The 19,406-nt window shown below is 56.7% G+C and carries 19 protein-coding genes; 10 read left to right on the top strand and 9 right to left on the bottom strand.

Features of this window, described 5'->3' with window-relative positions; genetic code table 11:
• The first annotated feature begins 1 nt into the window (after nt 1).
• The 3 genes from rdgB (at nt 2) to G392_RS0102040 (ending at nt 2,622) form a co-directional block, all read left to right on the top strand.
• The gene (gene rdgB / locus G392_RS0102050; RefSeq protein WP_027008880.1) at nt 2-592 is read left to right on the top strand and encodes an RdgB/HAM1 family non-canonical purine NTP pyrophosphatase; all 591 of its coding nucleotides are present in this window, start codon (nt 2-4) and stop codon (nt 590-592) included.
• A gap of 129 nt (nt 593-721) precedes the next feature.
• Nucleotides 722-2,110: a glutamate--tRNA ligase gene (gene gltX, locus G392_RS0102045; RefSeq protein WP_027008879.1), complete on the top strand. Its 1,389-nt coding sequence runs from the start codon at nt 722-724 to the stop codon at nt 2,108-2,110.
• Nucleotides 2,111-2,181: 71 nt separating this feature from the next.
• Complete coding sequence (locus G392_RS0102040; RefSeq protein ID WP_027008878.1) at nt 2,182-2,622, top strand: protein tyrosine phosphatase family protein; 441 nt, start codon at nt 2,182-2,184, stop codon at nt 2,620-2,622.
• Nucleotides 2,623-2,668: 46 nt separating this feature from the next.
• On the opposite strand, the gene gluQRS is transcribed toward G392_RS0102040, so the two are convergent.
• Complete coding sequence (gene gluQRS, locus G392_RS0102035; RefSeq protein WP_034334144.1) at nt 2,669-3,562, bottom strand: tRNA glutamyl-Q(34) synthetase GluQRS; 894 nt, start codon at nt 3,560-3,562, stop codon at nt 2,669-2,671.
• A complete protein-coding gene (locus tag G392_RS0102030) occupies nt 3,559-4,098 on the bottom strand; it encodes an NUDIX hydrolase (RefSeq protein WP_027008876.1) in 540 nt (179 codons plus the stop codon). The genes gluQRS and G392_RS0102030 overlap by 4 nt, the downstream gene beginning before the upstream one ends.
• Nucleotides 4,099-4,225: 127 nt before the next feature.
• Here G392_RS0102030 and betB point away from each other — a divergent pair, with 127 nt between their 5' ends.
• The 5 genes from betB (at nt 4,226) to betT (ending at nt 10,433) form a co-directional block, all read left to right on the top strand.
• Nucleotides 4,226-5,698: a betaine-aldehyde dehydrogenase gene (betB, locus tag G392_RS0102025; protein ID WP_027008875.1), complete on the top strand. Its 1,473-nt coding sequence runs from the start codon at nt 4,226-4,228 to the stop codon at nt 5,696-5,698.
• A 10-nt stretch (nt 5,699-5,708) separates the two neighbouring features.
• Nucleotides 5,709-6,095 (top strand): hypothetical protein, encoded by a 387-nt coding sequence (locus G392_RS0102020; protein WP_027008874.1) that lies wholly within the window; start codon nt 5,709-5,711, stop codon nt 6,093-6,095.
• A gap of 5 nt (nt 6,096-6,100) precedes the next feature.
• Complete coding sequence (betA, locus tag G392_RS0102015) at nt 6,101-7,786, top strand: choline dehydrogenase (RefSeq protein ID WP_027008873.1); 1,686 nt, start codon at nt 6,101-6,103, stop codon at nt 7,784-7,786.
• A gap of 76 nt (nt 7,787-7,862) precedes the next feature.
• Nucleotides 7,863-8,393 (top strand): lipocalin-like domain-containing protein, encoded by a 531-nt coding sequence (locus G392_RS0102010; protein WP_027008872.1) that lies wholly within the window; start codon nt 7,863-7,865, stop codon nt 8,391-8,393.
• A gap of 33 nt (nt 8,394-8,426) precedes the next feature.
• Nucleotides 8,427-10,433, top strand: a complete 2,007-nt coding sequence (gene betT, locus G392_RS0102005) for a choline BCCT transporter BetT (protein ID WP_027008871.1) — start codon at nt 8,427-8,429, stop codon at nt 10,431-10,433.
• 294 nt (nt 10,434-10,727) lie between these two features.
• Here the strand turns inward: betT and ypfJ are convergent, their stop codons facing one another.
• The 4 genes from ypfJ to G392_RS12955 form a co-directional block, all read right to left on the bottom strand.
• Nucleotides 10,728-11,576, bottom strand: coding sequence for a KPN_02809 family neutral zinc metallopeptidase (ypfJ, locus tag G392_RS0101995; protein WP_027008870.1), 849 nt, complete (start codon nt 11,574-11,576; stop codon nt 10,728-10,730).
• A gap of 29 nt (nt 11,577-11,605) precedes the next feature.
• Complete coding sequence (gene apbC / locus G392_RS0101990) at nt 11,606-12,667, bottom strand: iron-sulfur cluster carrier protein ApbC (RefSeq protein WP_034334142.1); 1,062 nt, start codon at nt 12,665-12,667, stop codon at nt 11,606-11,608.
• A complete protein-coding gene (gene grxD, locus G392_RS0101985; protein WP_027008868.1) occupies nt 12,667-12,981 on the bottom strand; it encodes a Grx4 family monothiol glutaredoxin in 315 nt (104 codons plus the stop codon). Before grxD ends, apbC begins: the two co-directional genes overlap by 1 nt.
• A gap of 73 nt (nt 12,982-13,054) precedes the next feature.
• Entirely contained in the window at nt 13,055-13,936 is an 882-nt protein-coding gene (locus G392_RS12955) for a M15 family metallopeptidase (protein WP_169718726.1), read from the bottom strand.
• A gap of 197 nt (nt 13,937-14,133) precedes the next feature.
• On the opposite strand from G392_RS12955, the gene G392_RS0101975 reads away from it, so the two are divergent.
• Together G392_RS0101975 and prpF are read left to right on the top strand one after the other, a co-directional pair.
• A complete protein-coding gene (locus G392_RS0101975; protein ID WP_027008867.1) occupies nt 14,134-14,946 on the top strand; it encodes an outer membrane protein assembly factor BamD in 813 nt (270 codons plus the stop codon).
• Between the two features lie 17 nt (nt 14,947-14,963).
• On the top strand, nt 14,964-16,139 hold the full coding sequence (prpF, locus tag G392_RS0101970) for a 2-methylaconitate cis-trans isomerase PrpF (RefSeq protein ID WP_027008866.1): 1,176 nt from the start codon (nt 14,964-14,966) through the stop codon (nt 16,137-16,139).
• Between the two features lie 54 nt (nt 16,140-16,193).
• Here the strand turns inward: prpF and argS are convergent, their stop codons facing one another.
• The 3 genes from argS to G392_RS0101955 form a co-directional block, all read right to left on the bottom strand.
• Nucleotides 16,194-17,912, bottom strand: a complete 1,719-nt coding sequence (gene argS / locus G392_RS0101965; protein ID WP_027008865.1) for an arginine--tRNA ligase — start codon at nt 17,910-17,912, stop codon at nt 16,194-16,196.
• Nucleotides 17,913-17,982: 70 nt separating this feature from the next.
• The gene (locus G392_RS0101960) at nt 17,983-18,540 is read right to left on the bottom strand and encodes a pseudouridine synthase (protein WP_027008864.1); all 558 of its coding nucleotides are present in this window, start codon (nt 18,538-18,540) and stop codon (nt 17,983-17,985) included.
• Nucleotides 18,537-19,403 carry a ParB/RepB/Spo0J family partition protein gene (locus G392_RS0101955; RefSeq protein ID WP_027008863.1) on the bottom strand — a complete coding sequence of 289 codons (867 nt, stop codon included), beginning with the start codon at nt 19,401-19,403 and terminating at the stop codon, nt 18,537-18,539. Before G392_RS0101955 ends, G392_RS0101960 begins: the two co-directional genes overlap by 4 nt.
• Nucleotides 19,404-19,406: the final 3 nt, after the last annotated feature.

Genomic DNA, 19,406 nt, shown 5'->3' with positions numbered 1-19,406 from the left:
AATGTTTGAAAAAATCGTTTTGGCAAGCAACAATGCGGGAAAGGGCAGGGAATTTGCCCAATTGTTCGCCCGAGAAAACATTGAGCTGATTGGGCAATCACAATTCAACGTGCCCGATTGCCCCGAACCGCATTTCACTTTTGTGGAAAATGCGTTGGCAAAAGCCCGCCATGCTGCGCGTTACAGCCGATTGCCCGCGCTGGCAGACGACAGTGGCATCTGTTTTCCTGCATTGAACGGTGCTCCGGGTGTTTTGTCGGCGCGTTTTGCCGGCGAAGCGAAATCCGATGCCGCCAATAATGCCAAAGTGTCCGAGTGCTTGAAAAATCAAATCGACAAACGGGGATATTACGTTTGTATCTTGGTATTGGTACGGCACGAACACGACCCGCAACCTTTGATTGCGGAAGGCGTGTGGCACGGACAATGGCAAACCGAAGCACAAGGCGAACACGGCTTTGGCTATGACCCGCATTTTTATTTGCCAGAATACGGCAAAACCGCCGCACAATTATTGCCCGAACAAAAGAACCGCATCAGCCATCGGGCAGCAGCATTGGCAAAATTGTTTGCTATGCTCAAAGCCCACTAGTATTCGCATAATCGTTATTATGTTAAATTTTAGATTATTGGTACGTAATTTTGGATTGCACAATCCAAAAATTGATTGCTTGTCGGATATTGATTACAATCGCCGCTTTTGTTTCACAGAACCGACATCATGACCGTTAAAACCCGTTTTGCTCCCAGTCCCACCGGCTATTTGCACATTGGCGGCGTGCGTACCGCTTTGTACTCATGGGCGTTTGCCAAACATCACGACGGCGAATTCCTGCTGCGGATTGAAGACACCGATACTGCCCGTTCGACTGCCGAATCGGTACAAATTATTTTGGACGGCATGAATTGGGTGGGATTAAGCCCCGATAATGCCGACAATATTGTTTACCAAAGCAAAAATCTTTCCCGCTACAAGGATTTGATTCAGAAATTATTGGAAACGGGACACGCCTACCCTTGCTATTGCAGTGTGGAAGAGTTGGCGGAAATGCGCGAAAAAGCCGAGCGCGAAGGCACGGCAACTTACGACCGCCGTTGGCGTCCTGAAACAGGTAAAAAATTGCCCGAACCGCCTGTCGGTGTGCAGCCCGTTATCCGTTTCAAAAACCCGATGGACGGCGTAACTGTTTGGCAGGACTTGGTAAAAGGCGAAATCCGCATTCCGAATGCGGCTTTGGACGATTTGATTATCGCGCGGGCGGACGGTTCGCCGACTTATAATTTCTGTGTGGTGGCAGACGATTACGATATGGGCATCACCCACGTGATTCGTGGCGACGACCATGTGAACAATACGCCGAAACAAATTAATATTTTCAAAGCATTGGGCGTTGAGTCTCCACAATACGCGCATTTGCCGATGATTTTAAACGAGGCGGGCAAAAAGATTTCCAAGCGTAGCGGCGATACGGTGGCGATTACCGAGTTTGACGCTTTGGGCGTGCTGCCGGAAGCGATGTTGAATTATTTGGCGCGGCTGGGCTGGGCGCACGGCGACGATGAATTTTTTACCATGAAACAGTTTGTGAAATGGTTTGATTTGAAAGACGTTTCGCCGTCCGCCAGCCGTATGGACGGCAAAAAGCTGCTGTGGATTAACGGCGAACACATTAAGGCGATGCCGAATGGGGATTTGGCGGAATTGGTCAAAGCGCGTTTGCCGTTTGCGCTTTCAGGCAGTCCCGATTTGGCGGCGGTGGTGGCGTTGGTGAAAGACCGCGCCCAAGATTTGAACGCGCTGGCGGCGGAGTGTGCGTATTTTTATCAAAAATCTGTGCCGAATGAAACAGATGTCGCCAAGCATTGGGACGCGGACGCGCCTGCCAGAATGCGCCGTTTCGCCGAGCGTTTGGCAGCGTTGGACGGGTGGACGGCGGAAAATATTCACGCGCTGTTTGCGCCGTTTTGTGCAGACGAAGGCATCAAAATGGGCAAATTGGGCATGCCTTTGCGTTTGGCAGTGTGCGGCACGGCGAAAACGCCATCTGTTGATGCGGTGTTGGCATTAATCGGGCGCGATGAAGTATTGCGCCGTTTGGCAGAAGTATAGTTTTTCTTAATGATACTGCCCTACCCTGTTGTTTTTTGATAAAATCGCGTTCTTTCGTGAAGTAAGGAATCATGATTATGGACAAAATTGCCGATTATCTGTATGTGTCGCGTCAATTGAACGAACGCAGTGCAAAAAATGCCGCCAAGTTTTATGATGTGAAAACCGTGATTTGCAACCGCCCTGATGGCGAAGAAGCCGGTCAGCCCGATTTTGAAACCGTCAAACAGTGGCTGCACGAATCCGGCGTGGAAAACGTGGTATACCTGCCCGTTACCGCCGACAGCATCACCGCCGAACAATTGCAGGAATTTCAGGAAACCGTTGCCAAATCCCCTGCCCCGATTTTGGCTTACTGCCGTTCGGGGACACGCTCCGCACTGATGTGGGCATTGAACCAAGCCAAACGCGGCGTGGAAGTGGACAGCCTGATTCGCGCTGCCGACTTGGTCAGCATTGATTTGACCCCGATGCGGGAAAAATTGGAACAGGCATACACGCCTTCCAAATAAACAATTCAACATCCTGTGGAACAACAAACATTCCACAGGATTTTTTTTAACCGTGTATGCGCGAATGTGGCGGCACGTTGCCGATGTGCCAATTTTGGATTGTCCATACCAACAAATCTTGCGGACGGTTTACGGACGGCGCAGGGGGAACACCCAAATATTCCGATACTTGTCGCAACAAGGCTTCACTTTGGCGCAAATCCAATGCGGGCGCGAGCGTCTGTTTCGACCATTTTTGCCCCAGTTGGTTGGTTAATAAGGGCAAATGCGCGTATTGCACCTGCGGAACATTCAGGCACTGTTGCAGCCAAATTTGGCGCGGGGTTGAAACCAACAAATCTTGTCCGCGCACGATGTGGGTGATACCCTGCGCCGCATCGTCTGCCACCACCGCCAATTGGTATGCCCAAAAACCGTCTGCCCGCAAAAGCACAAAATCACCGATGTCGCGTGCCAAGTTTTGGGCATACGTTCCGACTATTCTGTCTTGAGAAACAATCTCTTGATTGGGAACACGCAAACGCCATGCAGGTGTTTTGCCTGTGGCGGGCGCAAGGGGATTACGGGCGCAATGCCCATTGTAAACAAAACCGTCCGCGCCTTGTCGGGCTGCTTGCTGCCATTGTTTGCGGCTGCAAAAACAGGGATAAGCAAGGTTTTGTTTTTTTAATTGTTCCAGTGCCGATTGGTAGATTTCATGGCGTTGGCTCTGGTAGGTGATTTCGCCGTCCCATTCAAATCCGAATACTGCCAGCGTTCGAATAATGTCGTCTGCCGCGCCCGCTACTTCTCTCGGCGGGTCAAGGTCTTCAATACGCAGCAGCCATTTTCCGCCGTGTGCTTTGGCATCGGCATAAGATGCCAAAGCGGCAAGCAGCGAACCGATGTGCAGCTTGCCTGTCGGGCTGGGGGCGAAACGCCCGATGTAGCGGGCGTTCATGTGCGTGTTGGATTCAGCCAAAAATTAAGTGCAATCAGTGTTTTGGCATCTTGGATTTCGCCGTTGGCGATGGCAGCGCGGGCTTCATCGGCATTCAGCAAAACGGTTTGCACAATCTCGTCTTGGTCGGGCGATAATTGGCTGTTTTTGCTGATGTTGATGGCGCGGTAAACGTGCATGATTTCGTTGCAGAATCCGGGTGCGGTGTAGAATTGTGCCAATTTTTCCACGCGCTCGGCACAATAAGGCGTTTCTTCTGCCAATTCGCGCAGGGCGCATACGCTCGGGTCTTCGTTTGCGTCCAGTTTTCCCGCAGGCACTTCCAATAATGCCGTTCCTGCGGCGTAGCGCCATTGGCGTACCAAAATCACTTGTTGTTCGGGGGTAATTGCCAGCACGCACGCCGCGCCGGGGTGGCGTATCCAGACGCGTTTGGTGTGTGCGCCGTTGGGCAGTTGTACGTCATCTTGATGAATGGTAACGAATTTTCCATCAAAAATCAGTTGGCTTGCGGTGCAGGTTTCTTGCAGTTTCATTGCAATTCCTTTTTGCTTCTGTGTTGTGCAAACGTCATTATAACGAAGTTGTGTGGCGGGAGAAAACTTGACTGGCTCGGGCAATCCGTGTTAATTCTGCCGGATTGTTGTGTTTATCAGGAAAATAATGATGTCCCCTACTCTGCTCACCGCCTACATCAACGGCGCATACGCTCCCGTCCGCGCCGGTGCGGAAACCTTTGCCAACACCAATCCCGCCAACGGCGAAACGCTGTCGCTCGTCCAGCAAAGCGATGATGCGGAAATCCAAGCCGCCGTGTCGTCTGCCGAACACGGTCAAAAAATCTGGGCGGCGATGACGGCGGTGGAACGCGCCCGTATTTTGTTGAAAGCGGTAGCCATCTTGCGCGAACGCAATGACGAATTGGCAAAACTGGAAACGCTGGACACCGGCAAACCGCTTTCGGAAACGCTGTATGTGGACATCGTTACCGGCGCAGATGTGATTGAATATTATGCAGGTTTGGCGCAAGCGATTGAAGGGCGGCAAATTCCCCTGCGCGAAACCGCGTTTGCCTACACCCGCCAAGAACCGCTCGGCGTTGTGGCGGGCATCGGCGCGTGGAATTATCCGATTCAGATTGCGATGTGGAAAGCCGCGCCCGCGTTGGCGGCGGGCAACGCGATGATTTTCAAGCCCAGCGAAATCACGCCGACCGGCGCGTTGAAATTGGCGGAAATTTTTACCGAAGCGGGCGTACCGGACGGCGTGTTCAACGTGGTTCAGGGCGATTGGCGCGTGGGCGAGGCATTGAGTACGCACGCAAACATCGCTAAAGTGTCGTTCACGGGCGGCGTGGCAACGGGCAAAAAAGTGATGGCGCAGGCAGCCGCGTCTTCGCTGAAAGAAACCACGATGGAACTGGGCGGCAAATCGCCGTTAATCATTTGCGCCGATGCCGATATGGATTTGGCGGCGGACATCGCGGTGATGGCGAATTTTTACAGTTCGGGGCAGGTTTGCACCAACGGCACGCGCGTGTTTGTGCCAAGCTGCCTGAAAAGCGCGTTTGAAAGCAAAGTGTTGGAACGGGTGGCGCGAATCCGCATCGGCGACCCGCTTGACCCGCAAACCAATTTCGGGCCGTTAGCCAGTTTTCCGCATATGGAAAAAGTGTTGGATTATATTGAGAAAGGCAAGGACGAAGGCGCAACTTTGCTGGCGGGCGGCACGCGCTTGAGCGATGGTGCGTTGGCGGCGGGGGCGTTTGTCGCGCCGACCGTGTTTACTGATTGCTGCGATGAGATGTTGATTTGTCGGGACGAAATTTTCGGGCCGGTGATGTGCATTCTGACTTATGACGATGAAGACGAAGCCGTTTCCCGCGCCAACACCGGCGAATACGGCTTGGCGGCGGGCGTGGTTACGCCCGATTTGACACGCGCACACCGCCTGATTGCGCGGCTTCAGGCAGGCATCTGCTGGCTCAACGCTTGGGGCGAATCGCCCGCGCAAATGCCGGTGGGCGGCTACAAACAATCCGGCATCGGCCGCGAAAACGGCGTGCAAACGCTGATGCACTACACGCAAACCAAATCGGTGCTGGTGGAATTGGGTGGCTTTCAGTCCGTGTTTTAAGGCTGGCTGAATGAAACAAAACCATACTTTATGGACTTCTTTGGCGGTGTGGGCGCTGGTGGGACTGCTGTTCGCCGCCTGTTTCTGGGGTACGGAAACGCAAATTATCCTGTGCGTGGCTGCCTGTGCCTTGTCGGCTGTAGGCTGGCTCGTTTGGCGCGTTTGCACCAGCCGTTACCGCCCGCTCAACGCCCAAGAACGCGATGACCTGCTGCAAGCATCGGGACACATTGCACCGCAATTGATTTTGGAATGCTGTATTTGGGGCGGATTCGGCATGGTCGGACTGATGATTGTGTTCGGCGGACTGGGCATGGCATTTATTCTGCTACCGTTCGCGGGCTTGGCTTACCATTACCGCCACCGTATCCGCCAATTTCTCTACCGAAAGGATTAAACAATATGATTAAAAACGCCTACGACTACATCATCATCGGTGCGGGCAGCGCGGGCAACGTGCTGGCGGCGCGTCTGACCGAAGACGAAAACGTCTCCGTGCTGCTGCTGGAAGCGGGCTTGCCCGACTACCGTTTGGACTTCCGCACCCAAATGCCCGCCGCACTCGCCATGCCCCTGCAAGGCAAAACCTACAACTGGGGCTACCAAACCGACCCCGAACCTTTTATGAACCACCGCCGCATGGATTGCGGACGCGGCAAAGGCTTGGGCGGCTCGTCCCTGATTAACGGCATGTGCTACATTCGCGGCAACGCCTTGGACTTTGACCACTGGGCGCAAATCAAAGGCTTGGAAAACTGGAGCTACCGCCATTGCCTGCCCTACTTCAAAAAAGCCGAACACCGCGATGCCGGCGAAAACGCCTATCACGGCGGCAACGGCCCCGTCCACGTTACCACCGCCAAGCCCAATGCCAACCCCCTGTTTGCAGCCATGATTGAAGCGGGCGTTCAGGCAGGCTACCCGCGCACGGACGACCTGAACGGCTATCAGCAGGAAGGCTTCGGGCCGATGGACAGATTTGTTACCCCGCACGGACGGCGCAGTTCCACCGCCCGCGCCTATCTGGACACGGCAAAACACCGCGAACGCCTGCACATTCTCACCGGCGCACTCACCGATGTCATCTTGTTTGACGGCAAACGCGCCCGTGCCGTGCGTTTCAGCCGGCGCGGACAAAGCCACACCGTTGAAGCCCACCGTGAAATCATCGTGTGCGCGGGTGCGATTGCTTCCCCGCAGATTCTGCAACGAAGCGGCATCGGGCCGGGCGAATGGCTGCGCGAAGCGGGCGTTCCCGAAATCTTGGATTTGCAAGGCGTGGGCAACAATCTGCAAGACCATTTGGAACTGTATATGCAGTACGAATGCACGCAACCCGTTTCCATCGCTCCCGCAAACAATTGGTGGAACAAACCCCTGATTGGCGCGGAATGGCTGTTTAACGGCACGGGCTTGGGCGCGACCAACCATTTTGAAGGCGGCGGCTTTATCCGTTCCCACGAAAAATTTGAATGGCCGAATATCCAATATCACTTTTTGCCGATTGCCGTGCGTTATGACGGGCGCAACGCCAGCAAAGCCCACAGCTTTCAAGCCCATGTCGGCTCCATGCGTTCGCCCAGTCGCGGGCGCGTCAAACTCAAATCGCGCAATCCCGCCGACCACCCCAGCATTTTGTTCAACTACATGAGCCACGAACAGGATTGGGAAGAGTTCCGCGCCGCCATTCGGATTACCCGCGAAATCATCGGCCAGCCCGCGCTCGACCCCTATCGCGGCAAAGCCATCACCCCGCCCGAACACCTGCAAAGCGATGCCGAGCTGGACGAATACGTCCGCCAACACGCCGAAACCGCCTACCACCCGTCCTGCACCTGCGCGATGGGCGAAGGCAACGATGCCGTTGTGGACGGACAAGGGCGCGTACACGGCATTGACGCGCTGCGCGTGGTGGATGCGTCCATTATGCCGAACATCATTACCGGCAATCTGAACGCCACCACCATCATGCTGGCTGAAAAAATCGCCGACCAAATTCGCGGACGCACGCCCCTGCCGCCCTCGGAAGCGGATTATTACGTTGCCAACGGTGCGCCCGTGCGCGGCACGCCGCAACGCAGCGCGTAAACCCGTGCCGTCATGCGCCAAGTGCATGACGGCAACACTTTTCTTATTCTTTCTTATTCTTATCTCGGAGCAAAAAATGAACACCGTTACCAAACTGTTATTCGCCGCCCTGCTTGCCGTTTCCGCGCCGGTATGGGCAGACCAAGCCGCCGATTTGCAAGGAAAATGGCATTGCCTGACCCGTTATGACGACATCAACGCCGAAACCCGCGACCACATTCATTTTTCCGCCAACGGCACGGTCAAAACGCAGGGCAAGATGATTTTCAAATTTAACGGCCACGAATTTCATTACAGCCTGCCCTCTCGCGGCACTTGGCAGTTACAAGACAATCTGCTGACCTTAAAACTGACGGACGGCAAATTACAGCGCAAACACCCCGCCGCCACCCGCAAAGCGATTGCCAAAGATGAAACCATGCGCTTGCACGACAAAATGACCGCACACATCTTGAGCGACCGCAAGCCCGATGAAAAGTTTTACTTGCGGATTGACGAGCTCACCCGCGACACCATGCACCAAACCCAGCTTGCGGAAGACAATCTCAAAGAAGAAATGGCAAAAACCGTCTGCACGCGCCGCGAAAAAGACCTGCCCGCGCAATAAACACCCATCTGAAACAACCCAAGGACAACCGTTATGAACAGTCCCCCGCACACATCAAATTCCCCGTTTTCGGTAAACCGCACCGTATTCGCCGCCGCATCGCTGATTTCGGTGCTGCTGATTTTGTTTACCATCGTCTTCCCCGCCGCCAGCGAAGCCGTACTCGGCAGCTCGCTGCGCTGGGTGTCCGACCATTTCGGCTGGTACTATATGCTGGTGGTGGCCGCCTACACCGTGTTCGCGCTGTTTGTCGGCATTTCCCGCTACGGCGACATCAAGCTCGGCAAAGACCAAGACAAACCCGATTTCCCGTTTTTGGCATGGGCGGCGATGCTGTTTTCGGCGGGCATCGGCATTGACTTGCTGTTTTTCGGCGTGTCCGAACCGCTCACGCACTACCTTTCCCCCAACACCGGCGCAGGCAGCACGCCCGAAGCGGCGCGTGCCGCCTTTGTGCAAACCTTTTTACACTGGGGCTTGCACGGTTGGGGCATTTACGCCCTGATTGGCATGGCGTTGGCGTATTTCGCCTACCGCAAAAACCTGCCGCTTTCCCTGCGCAGCGCGCTGATTCCCCTGTTCGGCAAAAAACGCACGGACGGCTGGCTCGGCGACACGGTGGACACTTTCGGCGTGGTCTGTACCCTGCTGGGCATCGCCACCAGCTTGGGCATCGGCGTGTTGCAGGCGAATGCGGGCTTGAGCCACGTTTTCGGCATGGACAGCAGCAAAGGCGTTCAGGCAGCCATTATTTTGGGCGTAACCATCGCGGCGGGCTTGTCGGCGATGTCGGGCGTGGAAAAAGGCGTGCGCAGGCTGTCTGAAATCAATATGCTCGGCGCAACCTTTCTGCTGCTCGCCCTGCTGGTGATGGGTCCGACCCTGTTCCTGCTCAACGCCTTCACCGAAAACATCGGCGACTACTTCCAAAACGTTCTCGGCAAAACCTTTCAAGTCTATGCCTATCAGGGCGATGCGGGCGCGGAATGGAAATCGTTTTGGACGGTGTTTTTCTGGGCGTGGTGGGTGGCGTGGGCGCCGTTTGTCGGACTGTTTATCGCCCGCATCTCGCGCGGACGCACCTTGCGCGAATTTGTGTTCGGCGTGATGTTTATCCCATTGGGCTTTATCTTTGCGTGGTTTTCCATTTTCGGCAATAGCGGCATTGATTTGGTTGCCAACCACGGCGCGGCGGCACTCGGCAAAACCGCGCTGGAAAATCCTGCGATGGGCATGTTCGCCCTGTTTGAGCATTATCCTTGGGCGGCGTTCTGGTCGGGCTTGTCGGTGCTGATTGGCTTGATTTTCTTCGTAACTTCCGCCGACTCGGGCGCACTCGTTCTTGCCAACTTAAGCTCGCGCAACTTGGAAAGCGGCAGCGATGCCCCCGTGTGGCTGCGGCTGTTTTGGGCGGCGGCAACCGGCTTGATTACGCTGGGCTTGCTGCTGGCGGGCGGATTTGCTTCGCTGCAATCGGTTTCGGTGGTGGCGGGACTGCCGTTTTCGCTGGTTTTGCTGATGTATATGGCATCGCTGTGGACGTGTCTGCGTCAGGAAGGCAACAAACGCAAAGCCAACCAAGTGGACAAAGCCATGGTACTCGATGACGGGCGCAACTGGCGCAACCGCCTGCACCGCCTGATTGATTTTCCCAACGCGCAAACCGCACAGCGTTTTCTGGTCGCCCAACTCCAGCCCGCCATGCTGGAAGTGGCGCACGAGCTGCAAAGCAAGGGCTTGGACACCGATGTTACCGAACAGCAAAATCCGCACGGCGTAACGCTGTCGGTGCGGCATAACGGCGAAGTGGATTTTCTGTATCAGGTGAAGCTGGTGGAAGCGGTGAAACCCGTGTTTGCCTTGGGGCAGTCGGGCAACCTTTCCACAGGCAGCGACCGCGAAACCTATTACCGTGCCGAAGTGTTTTTGAGCGAAGGCAGTCAGGACTACGATTTGGTCGGCTACACCAAAGAGCAGATTATCATTGACATTCTGAACCAGTATGAACGGCATATGCAGTTTTTGCATTTGGAACGTTGATTCGCCCTGATGCCTGAAAACAGACAAATGCGCCGTCAATCATATGACGGCGCATTTTGTTGTCTGTGAAACACGGCATCGGGGCGTATAAAAACTGCCGTCATTCCCGCGCAGGCGGGAAGCCACTGCACGATGTTTGGCAAGCCATGTTTTATCAAGGTTTGTTGTGCTTTGACTTGGATTCCCGTTTGCGCGGGAATGACGGCGCTGTGTTTTCTCGGTCAATTGATGACACGCCCTAGTTAGGGAATGACGGCGCAAAGGTTTTAAGCTAAGCTCGGGGCTGCGCGGCGGCTATTTGAACGTGTCGCACTGCTCAATGTCGCCCGTGTGCAATCCGCGCTGAAACCATTGTTTGCGCTGGGCAGATGTGCCGTGCGTGTAGGTGTGCGGTACGGTGTAGCCCTGTGCGCGTTGTTGCAGACGGTCGTCGCCCACCGCTTCGGCGGCGTTGTAGGCTTCTTCGATGTCGCCCGCTTCAAACAAGCCGTCTTTTTGGGCGTAGTGCGCCCACAAGCCCGCATAGCAGTCTGCCTGAAGTTCGAGCCTGACCGACAGTGCGTTGGCTTCGCGTTTGCCCACGCGCTGCTGGGCGCGGTGGACTTTTTCAATCGTACCCAATACGGTTTGCACATGGTGTCCGACTTCGTGCGCCAGCACATAGGCAAAAGCGGCATCGCCTTCCGCGCCCAATTCGTGCTTCATGGTGTTGTAAAACGACAGGTCGATATAGAGCTTTTGGTCGGCGGGGCAGTAAAACGGGCCTGCCGATGCGTTGCCCGTGCCGCAAGCGGTGTGGGTGCGGTCATCGTACAGCACCATTTTGGGCATGCGGTAATGCGCTCCGTGCCGGTGGAAGTAGTCGCTCCACACTTTTTCGGTTTCGCGCAAAACCACTTTGCTGATTTGTGTCAGCTCCTGCTCCTGCGCAGAACGTTGTGCGGGCTGCTCGCGGGCAACGGGGGCGGAACCGCCGATTTGCGGCACGCCGCCAACAATGCCGCTCAAGTCCACGCCGTAATATGCGCCCACCAGCAGCACGATGATGCCGAGCAAACCGCCGCCGCGCCCGCCCCCTCCGCCGCCGCCCGCACCGCGCCGGTCTTCCACATTGTCGCTGCCTTCTCTGCCTTGCCAACGCATGACGCACCTTTCTGTTTCAACTCAAATGTTTATTCTACAACGATTTTGGGGAAACGCGAACTGAAATCGCGGCGTTTGTCTGCCACTGCCAGCGCGGTGGCGAAAGCGGCGCGGGTGTAGATGGCGGCGATGTCGGGGCAGTCGGCGTGCAGGGCGGCAGCCGCGCCCGTGTCCATCGCTTCGCGCACGGGCAGGCTCAAGGGCAGTTGTCCCAACAAGGGCACGCCCAATTGCGCCGCCAGATGTTTGCCGCCGTCGCTGCCGAACAGGGCTTGGCGGTGTCCGCACTGCGGGCAGACGTGTACCGACATGTTTTCCAATACGCCAAACACGGGAATATTGACTTTTTGAAACATGTCCACCGCTTTTCGCGCATCAATCAGGGCGATGTCCTGCGGGGTGGTAACGACCACCGCGCCGGTAACGGGGATTTTTTGCGACAGGGTCAGTTGGATGTCGCCCGTGCCGGGCGGCAAATCCACCAGCAGGTAGTCCACATCGTCCCATTCGCTCTGAAACAAGAGCTGTTGCAGGGCTTGCGACACCATCGGGCCGCGCCACACCACCGCTTGCGCTTCGTCAATCAGAAAGCCGATGGACATCACCTGAATGCCTTGCGCGTTGCGGACGGGGAGAAAGCGTTGCTTGTGCTGCTGCGGCGACTGCGCTGCCACGCCGAGCATGGTCGGCTGGCTGGGCCCGTACAAATCCGCGTCCAGCACGCCGACCCGTGCGCCCATCGCGCTCAGGGCTTGGGCAAGGTTGGCGGTGGTGGTGGATTTGCCCACGCCGCCCTTGCCCGATGCCACGGCGATGATGTTTTTCACGCCGTGAACGGTACGCAGCCCCGCCTGTACTTCGTGGGCGGCGATGCGGCTTTCCAACACCACTTCGGCATCATCGCGCCCGAGTGCGGCACGCACCTGCGCGGTCAAGGTGTCGCGCAGGTGGGCAACGGGATAGGCAAAACGCAACACCACACGGCACCGTCCGTCTTGCTCCGAAAACGAAACAACGGCTTTTTCGCTGCCCAAAGTGCGCCCGCCACCATCGGGAACGGCAAGCGTTTCCAGTACGGACGGCTGTGCCATTACGCCGCGCCGCCGAGCAGGGTTTGCAATTCGCCCGCTTCAAACATTTCGGTCATGATGTCGCAGCCGCCTTGAAATTCGCCATCAACGTAAAGCTGCGGAATGGTGGGCCAGTCGGCAAATTCTTTGATGCCCTGACGTACCGCTTCGTTTTCCAAAACGTTTACGGTAACGAAGTCTTGGCAGCCCGCCGCTTGCAAAAGCTGCACGGCACGGGCGGAAAAGCCGCATTGGGGAAATTGTTTGCTGCCTTTCATAAACAGCACCACGCGGTGTTCATTGACCAATTGGCGGATTTGTTCTTGAATGTCCATATTCGGGTTCCTTCGGTGTGTGGTTCAAATATCAAAACGGCAAAGATTATAGCGGCAATCGCCGTTTTGGTCTTTATGACGGCGGTGATACGGCGGAAGACGACTGATTTTGCGTGGAAATCGGTTTTGCCGATGTGCATTCGGGCGCGAGCGAATCGACAAACGGGCGCAGCATCGCGCCCTGCCCTTGCAAAATGTCGCTGCCGTGCAAGTCGGGATAACGGGCTTCATCCAAACGCGCCGAACGCTGGCGGTGCAGGGGCGCGGCGCTGGGCAGGTGCGACCAGTGCCACGCTTCGTCTTCGTGTCCGCCAGCACGCCGCCCCTGCGCCCGTCCATCATACACTTGGCAAAAGCCGTAGCGGCGGGCGTTGGCACGCAGCCATGCCGAAACCGCCCGCCCTTCCGCGCCCTGCCAGTAGGCATCGTCCACACTGTTGAAATCCACGTCCGTCCCCCAATGGTGGCGGCTGAGCGCAGGCACGGCGGAAAAACGCAACACCAGCGCCAGCCGCGCCGCATCATCGGGCGCATCGCCCACGTTTTGCCATTTTTTGTTCCAAATGCTTTGCTGGTGCCAATACGAACGAAACCCCGACACCACTGTCAGCGTGATGCCGTCCGCTTTGGCGGCGCGAATCAGTGCCAACAAATCTTCAACCGCATCGCGGTGGACAAAAGTGGGTTTGTTGGCAAATTCATCGGGCAAGCGCGTCAGATGCGGGCTTTGCGCCGGCAGCACGCGCCCGTCCAAAATTTCCGCCGCCACAGGCGGCTCGGGCGGCGCAGGTGCGGGACGGGGCGCAGGCACAACGGGCGGTTCGGGCGGCGGCGGATCGGCACGGAACAGGCAGTACGCCGCCAGCCCTGCCGCCGGCAGCACCACCGCCAACACCAACACCAACAAACACACACGGCGGCGGCGCTTGCCGACACGGGTACACACAAACTTCATCAACATTCCTTCAAACACCGTCCCGTGCACCAACACACCGGCACGGCAAAACCAAACACACATTGTATCGCTGCCGCCGCCCCCGTGCCAGCACACGGCGCGGCAATTCCCAAACCGCCCGAAAAATGGCAGAATACGGCTTTACCCTGCGGCAGCGTGCCGCAATCGGAATCAATCACCGAATCAAAGGAATCAAAATGAAACAACCCCTGTCGGCACTCCTGCTTGCCGCACTGCTTTTGAGCGCGTGCGCCGGCACCGACCAGAGCAAAATCAGCAAAGACGCCCGCCAAACCCAAAACTGGCAAACCGAGCAACTGTATTCCGAAGCACGGAAAGAACTGGACGCAGGCAACTACAGCCGCGCCGCCACACTCTACGAAATCCTGCGTTCGCGCCAGCCCGAAGGACGCTATGTCGAACAAGCCCTGATGGAAGAAGCCTACGCCCACTACAAAAACGAAGAGCCCGTCAAAGCACTGGCATCACTGGAGCGTTTTGAAAAACACTTCCCCGCCAGCATCCACACCGACTACGCCCTGTACCTGCGCGGCTTGGTACAATTTGACGAAGACACCTCCTTTCTCAACAAACTTTCCGCCCAAGACTGGTCCGACCGCGACCCGCAAGCCAACCGCGACACCTACAAAACCTTTGAAACACTGGTCAAACGCTTTCCCAACAGCAAATACGCCCCTGAAGCGCGCAAACGCATGACACGGCTGGTGGAAGCACTGGGCGGACACGAAATCGCCATCGCCCGCTACTACGCCAAACGCGGCGCCCACCTTGCCGCCAACAACCGCGCCCAGCGCATCGTCCAACAATTCCAAAACACCTCCTACCCCGAAGAAGCCTTGGCGATTATGGTGTTTACCTACGAAAAAATGGGCAAAACGCAATTGGCGGACGATGCGCGGCGCGTGTTGCAAACCAATTACCCCAACAGCAGCTACCTGCAAAAAGCATGGGTGGCAGACGACATGCCTTGGTGGCGTTATTGGAAATAAATCAGGAGCATCGCAACATGACACAAATCAGCATTCCCGCCGTTTACTATCGCGGCGGCACGTCCAAAGGCGTGTTTTTCAAACGCACGGATTTGCCCGAAGCGGCACAACAGCCCGGCAAGGTGCGCGACCGAATCCTGCTGCGCGTACTGGGCAGCCCCGACCCCTACGGCAAACAGATTGACGGCTTGGGCAACGCCAGCTCGTCCACCAGCAAAGCGGTGATTTTGGACAAATCGTCCAGCCCCGACCACGATGTCGATTACCTGTTCGGGCAGGTGTCGATTGACCAACCCTTTGTGGACTGGAGCGGCAACTGCGGCAACCTCACCGCCGCCGTCGGCGCGTTTGCCATTTCACAAGGCTTGGTTTCCCCCGAAAAAATCCCCGACAACGGCATCTGCACGGTACGGATTTGGCAGGCGAATATCGGCAAAACCATCATCGCCCACGTGCCGGTGGCAAACGGCGAAGTGCAAGAATGCGGCGGTTTCGAGCTGGACGGCGTAACCTTTCCCGCCGCCGAAGTGGTGATTGAGTTTCTCGACCCCGCAGACGGCGAAGGCGATATGTTTCCCACCGGCAATTTGGTGGACACGCTCGACATTCCCGAACTGGGCAGTTTGCAAGCCACTTTAATCAATTCCGGCATTCCCACCATTTTCGTGAACGCGGCGGATTTGGGCTACACCGGCACCGAGTTGCAAGACGACATCAACGCCAAGCCCGCCGAATTGGACAAACTGGAAACCATCCGCGCACACGGCGCATTGAAAATGGGCTTAATCAAAGACTTGTCGGAAGCCGCCACCCGCGCCCACACCCCGAAAATCGCATGGGTCGCGCCGCCGCAAAGCTACACCGCCTCAAGCGGCAAAACCGTGTCCGCCGCCGACACCGATTTGCTGGTTCGCGCCATGAGCATGGGCAAGCTGCACCACGCCATGATGGGGACGGCTTCGGTGGCGATTGCGACTGCCGCCGCCGTTCCCGGCACGCTGGTCAATCTGGTTGCCGGCGGCGGGGCGCGTGAAGCCGTGCGCTTCGGACACCCCTCCGGCACCCTGCGCGTGGGCGCGGCTGCCGAACGGCAAAACGGCAAATGGTTTGCCGCCAAAGCCGTGATGAGCCGCAGCGCCCGCGTGATTATGGAAGGACGGGTGCGCGTTCCCGCCGCCACTTTGGGCGAATAAGTCCCGCCCCGACAAAACAAGTGGCATCATCACGATGCCACTTTTTTGTTTTTGCTACATCACGTCCAGCGTATCGATGCCCAACAACGCCAAGCCCTGCCGCAAGGTCTCGCCCGTCAGTTTCGCCAACGCCAAACGGCTGTCGCGCACCACACCTTCCGCTTTCAAAATCGGGCAGGCTTCGTAAAAACGGCTGAACAAAGCCGCCAACTGATACAGATAGCCCGCCAAATAATGCGGTGCCGCCTGTTCCGCCGCCGCGTTCAACACATCTTCAAAACGCAGCAGTTCCACCGCAAGCCGTTGTTCCAACGAATCATTCAATAACAGCGCTTCGGGCATCGTCCACGCGCCCGCCTTTTTGAACACGCTTTGCACCCGCGTGTAGGCGTATTGCAGATAAGGCGCGGTATTGCCCTCAAACGACAACATCTGTTCCCAATCAAACACATAATCGCTGCTGCGGTTTTTGCTCAAATCCGCGTATTTCACCGCGCCGATGCCCACCGTGCGCCCGATTTCGGCGGCGGCGGTGTCGTCCAAAGCGGGATTTTTGCCGCGCACCAAAGCAGTGGCGCGTTCCACCGCTTCATCAAGCAAATCAACCAGTTTCACCGTGTCGCCGGAGCGCGTTTTAAACGGTTTGCCGTCCTTGCCCATCATCGTGCCGAAGCCGACAAATTCGGCGGACACGTTTTCAGGCAGCCAGCCCGCCTTGCGCGATACGGCAAAAAGCTGTTGGAAATGCAGGGCTTGACGGTGATCCACCACATACATCAGGCGGTCGGCTTGCAATTCGTTCACGCGGTAGCGCATACACGCCAAATCGGTGCTGGCGTAGAGAAAGCCGCCGCCTTGTTTTTGCACGATAAACGCCGCCGCTTCGCCGTCTTTGTTTTTGAATTCGGGCAGAAACACCACTTTCGCGCCCTCATCGTCCACCGCCAAGCCCATCGCCGCCAATTCGTCCACCGTGTTTTGCAAGTCTTTGTTGTAAAAAGATTCGCCGCACACATCATCGCGCTCCAGCAGCAAGCCGAGCGTTTGATAGACGTTTTCGGCGTGCTGCAACGACAAATCCACAAATTGTTGCCACCATTCAAGCACTTGCTCATCGCCGCTTTGCAATTTCACCACATAGGCGCGGGCGGTGTCGGCAAAGGCGGGGTCTTCGTCAAAACGCACTTTGGCATTGCGGTAAAACTGTTCCAAATCCGCCAGTTCAAAATTGCTGTTTTGCTGTTTTTGTTCAATCAGATAGGCAATCAGCATGCCGAATTGCGTGCCCCAGTCGCCCACATGGTTCTGACGAATCACGCGATGCCCCAAAAAGCCCAAAATGCGGGCGATGCTGTCGCCGATAATGCCGGAACGCAGATGACCGACATGCATTTCTTTGGCGAGATTGGGAGAGGAATAATCAATCACCACCGTTTGCGGCGCATCGGCGCGGGTGATGCCAAGCTGTTGTTGTTGAAAAATATTTTTCATATTTTCGGCAAGAAATTCAGGCTTCAGGCGCAGGTTGATAAAGCCGGGCCCTGCCACTTCTGCGGCGGCGAAAACTTTGCTGTCCGCCAGCGCACCGGCGACTTTTTGCGCCAGTTCGCGCGGGTTTTGTTTGGCGGCTTTGGCAGCGCCCATCACGCCGTTGATTTGGTAATCGCCGAAATCGGGATTTTTGGCGGGCTGGAGGGCAACGGGGCTGCCGGAAATGCCGGCGGCGGCAAAGGCGGCTTCGGCTTCGGCAGAAAGGATTTGATGGAGTTTCATGGAAATAACAAAAGGTTTTTGAAAATGAGATAAAAAGGGATTCAGGCTGCCCGAGCGGGCAAAACAGTGTTTACGGCAATCGGTTTATCCGCCGCCATTCGCCCAAACCCAGTTGCAAATCAAAAAGATTGATGCGCCCCACCGCCACCCGCACCAAGCGCAGGCAGGGATAACCCGCTTTGGCGGTCATGCGGCGCACTTGGCGGTTTTTGCCCTCGCCGATGCGGATTTCCAACCAAAAATCGGGCACGTTTTTGCGGAAACGCACGGGCGGCACCCGCGCCCACAGCTTGGCGGTTTCGCCGTTGTCCAACAGGCGGATTTGTGCGGGCTTGGCAACAAAATCGCCCAAATCCATTTTTTGTTGCAGCAATTTCAGCTTGTCGGGGCAAGGTGTGCCTTCCAATTGCGCCCAATAGGTTTTGACGGTTTGGTGGCGGGGTTGGGCGATGCGGGCTTGCAATGCGCCGTTGTCGGTGAGCAGCAGCAAACCCTCGCTGTCGGTGTCCAGCCGTCCGGCAGGATACACGCGGGGAACGGGAATAAAGTCTTTCAGGCTGCGGTGGGTGTCGTGCGCGGAAAACTGGCAAATCACGCCGCAGGGTTTATTGAACGCAATCAGCTTCATGCGTCTTCTTCGTATGCCACGCCCAAACGCGCCATCAGTCCGTCAAAGGCATCGGCGGAATCAAAATGCAGCACGATTTTGCCTTTTTTGCGGTCGCGGGTTTGGATTTGTGCGGGCACGCCCAAATGCTCGGTCAGGCTGTCGGCAAGCCGTCCGACATCGGGGTCGAGACGGCGCGGCGGCGGCGGCACATAGGTTTCCACTTGGCGGCTGCGCCGCTCCATTTCGCGCACCGACCAGCCGTGCCGCACCGCTTTGTTTGCCAAATCAAGCTGTTCTTCTACGGAAAGATTGACAATCGCACGGGCATGTCCCATTTCCAATTGGCGGTCGAACAGCATTTCCTGCACCGGTTCGGGCAGCTTGAGCAGCCGCAAGCTGTTGGAAATCGCGCTGCGGCTGCGCCCGACCACTTCGGCAACGGTTTCGTGGGTCAGCTCGAACTCGTCAATCAGGCGTTTGAAGCCCTGCGCTTCTTCGATGGGGTTGAGGTTTTCGCGCTGGATGTTTTCAATCAAACCCATCGCCATGGCGGTTTTGTCGTCCGTGTTTTTGATGACGACGGGAATTTCGTCCAAGCCCGCCATTTGTGCGGCACGCCAACGCCGCTCGCCCGCAATCAGTTCGTATTCGCGCCCGCCCAATTCGCGCACCACCACAGGCTGAATCACGCCTTGCGCCCGAATCGACTCCGCCAATTCCTGCAAAGCGTCGTTGTCCATCTGCACGCGCGGCTGGTAACGTCCGGGACGCACCCTGCCGATGGGAACGGTGCTCAAACGGTCGCCACTGTCGTCATCGAGGCTGGTAAAGGAAATCAGGCTGTCCAAACCGCGCCCCAAGCCTTTGGGTTTTGCTGCCATAAC

The sequence above is a fragment of the Conchiformibius kuhniae DSM 17694 genome (assembly GCF_000428785.1).
Lineage (GTDB): Bacteria > Pseudomonadota > Gammaproteobacteria > Burkholderiales > Neisseriaceae > Conchiformibius > Conchiformibius kuhniae.
The sequence above is the reverse complement of the archived record's forward strand: the minus strand, read 5'-3'. Positions and strand labels throughout refer to the sequence as shown.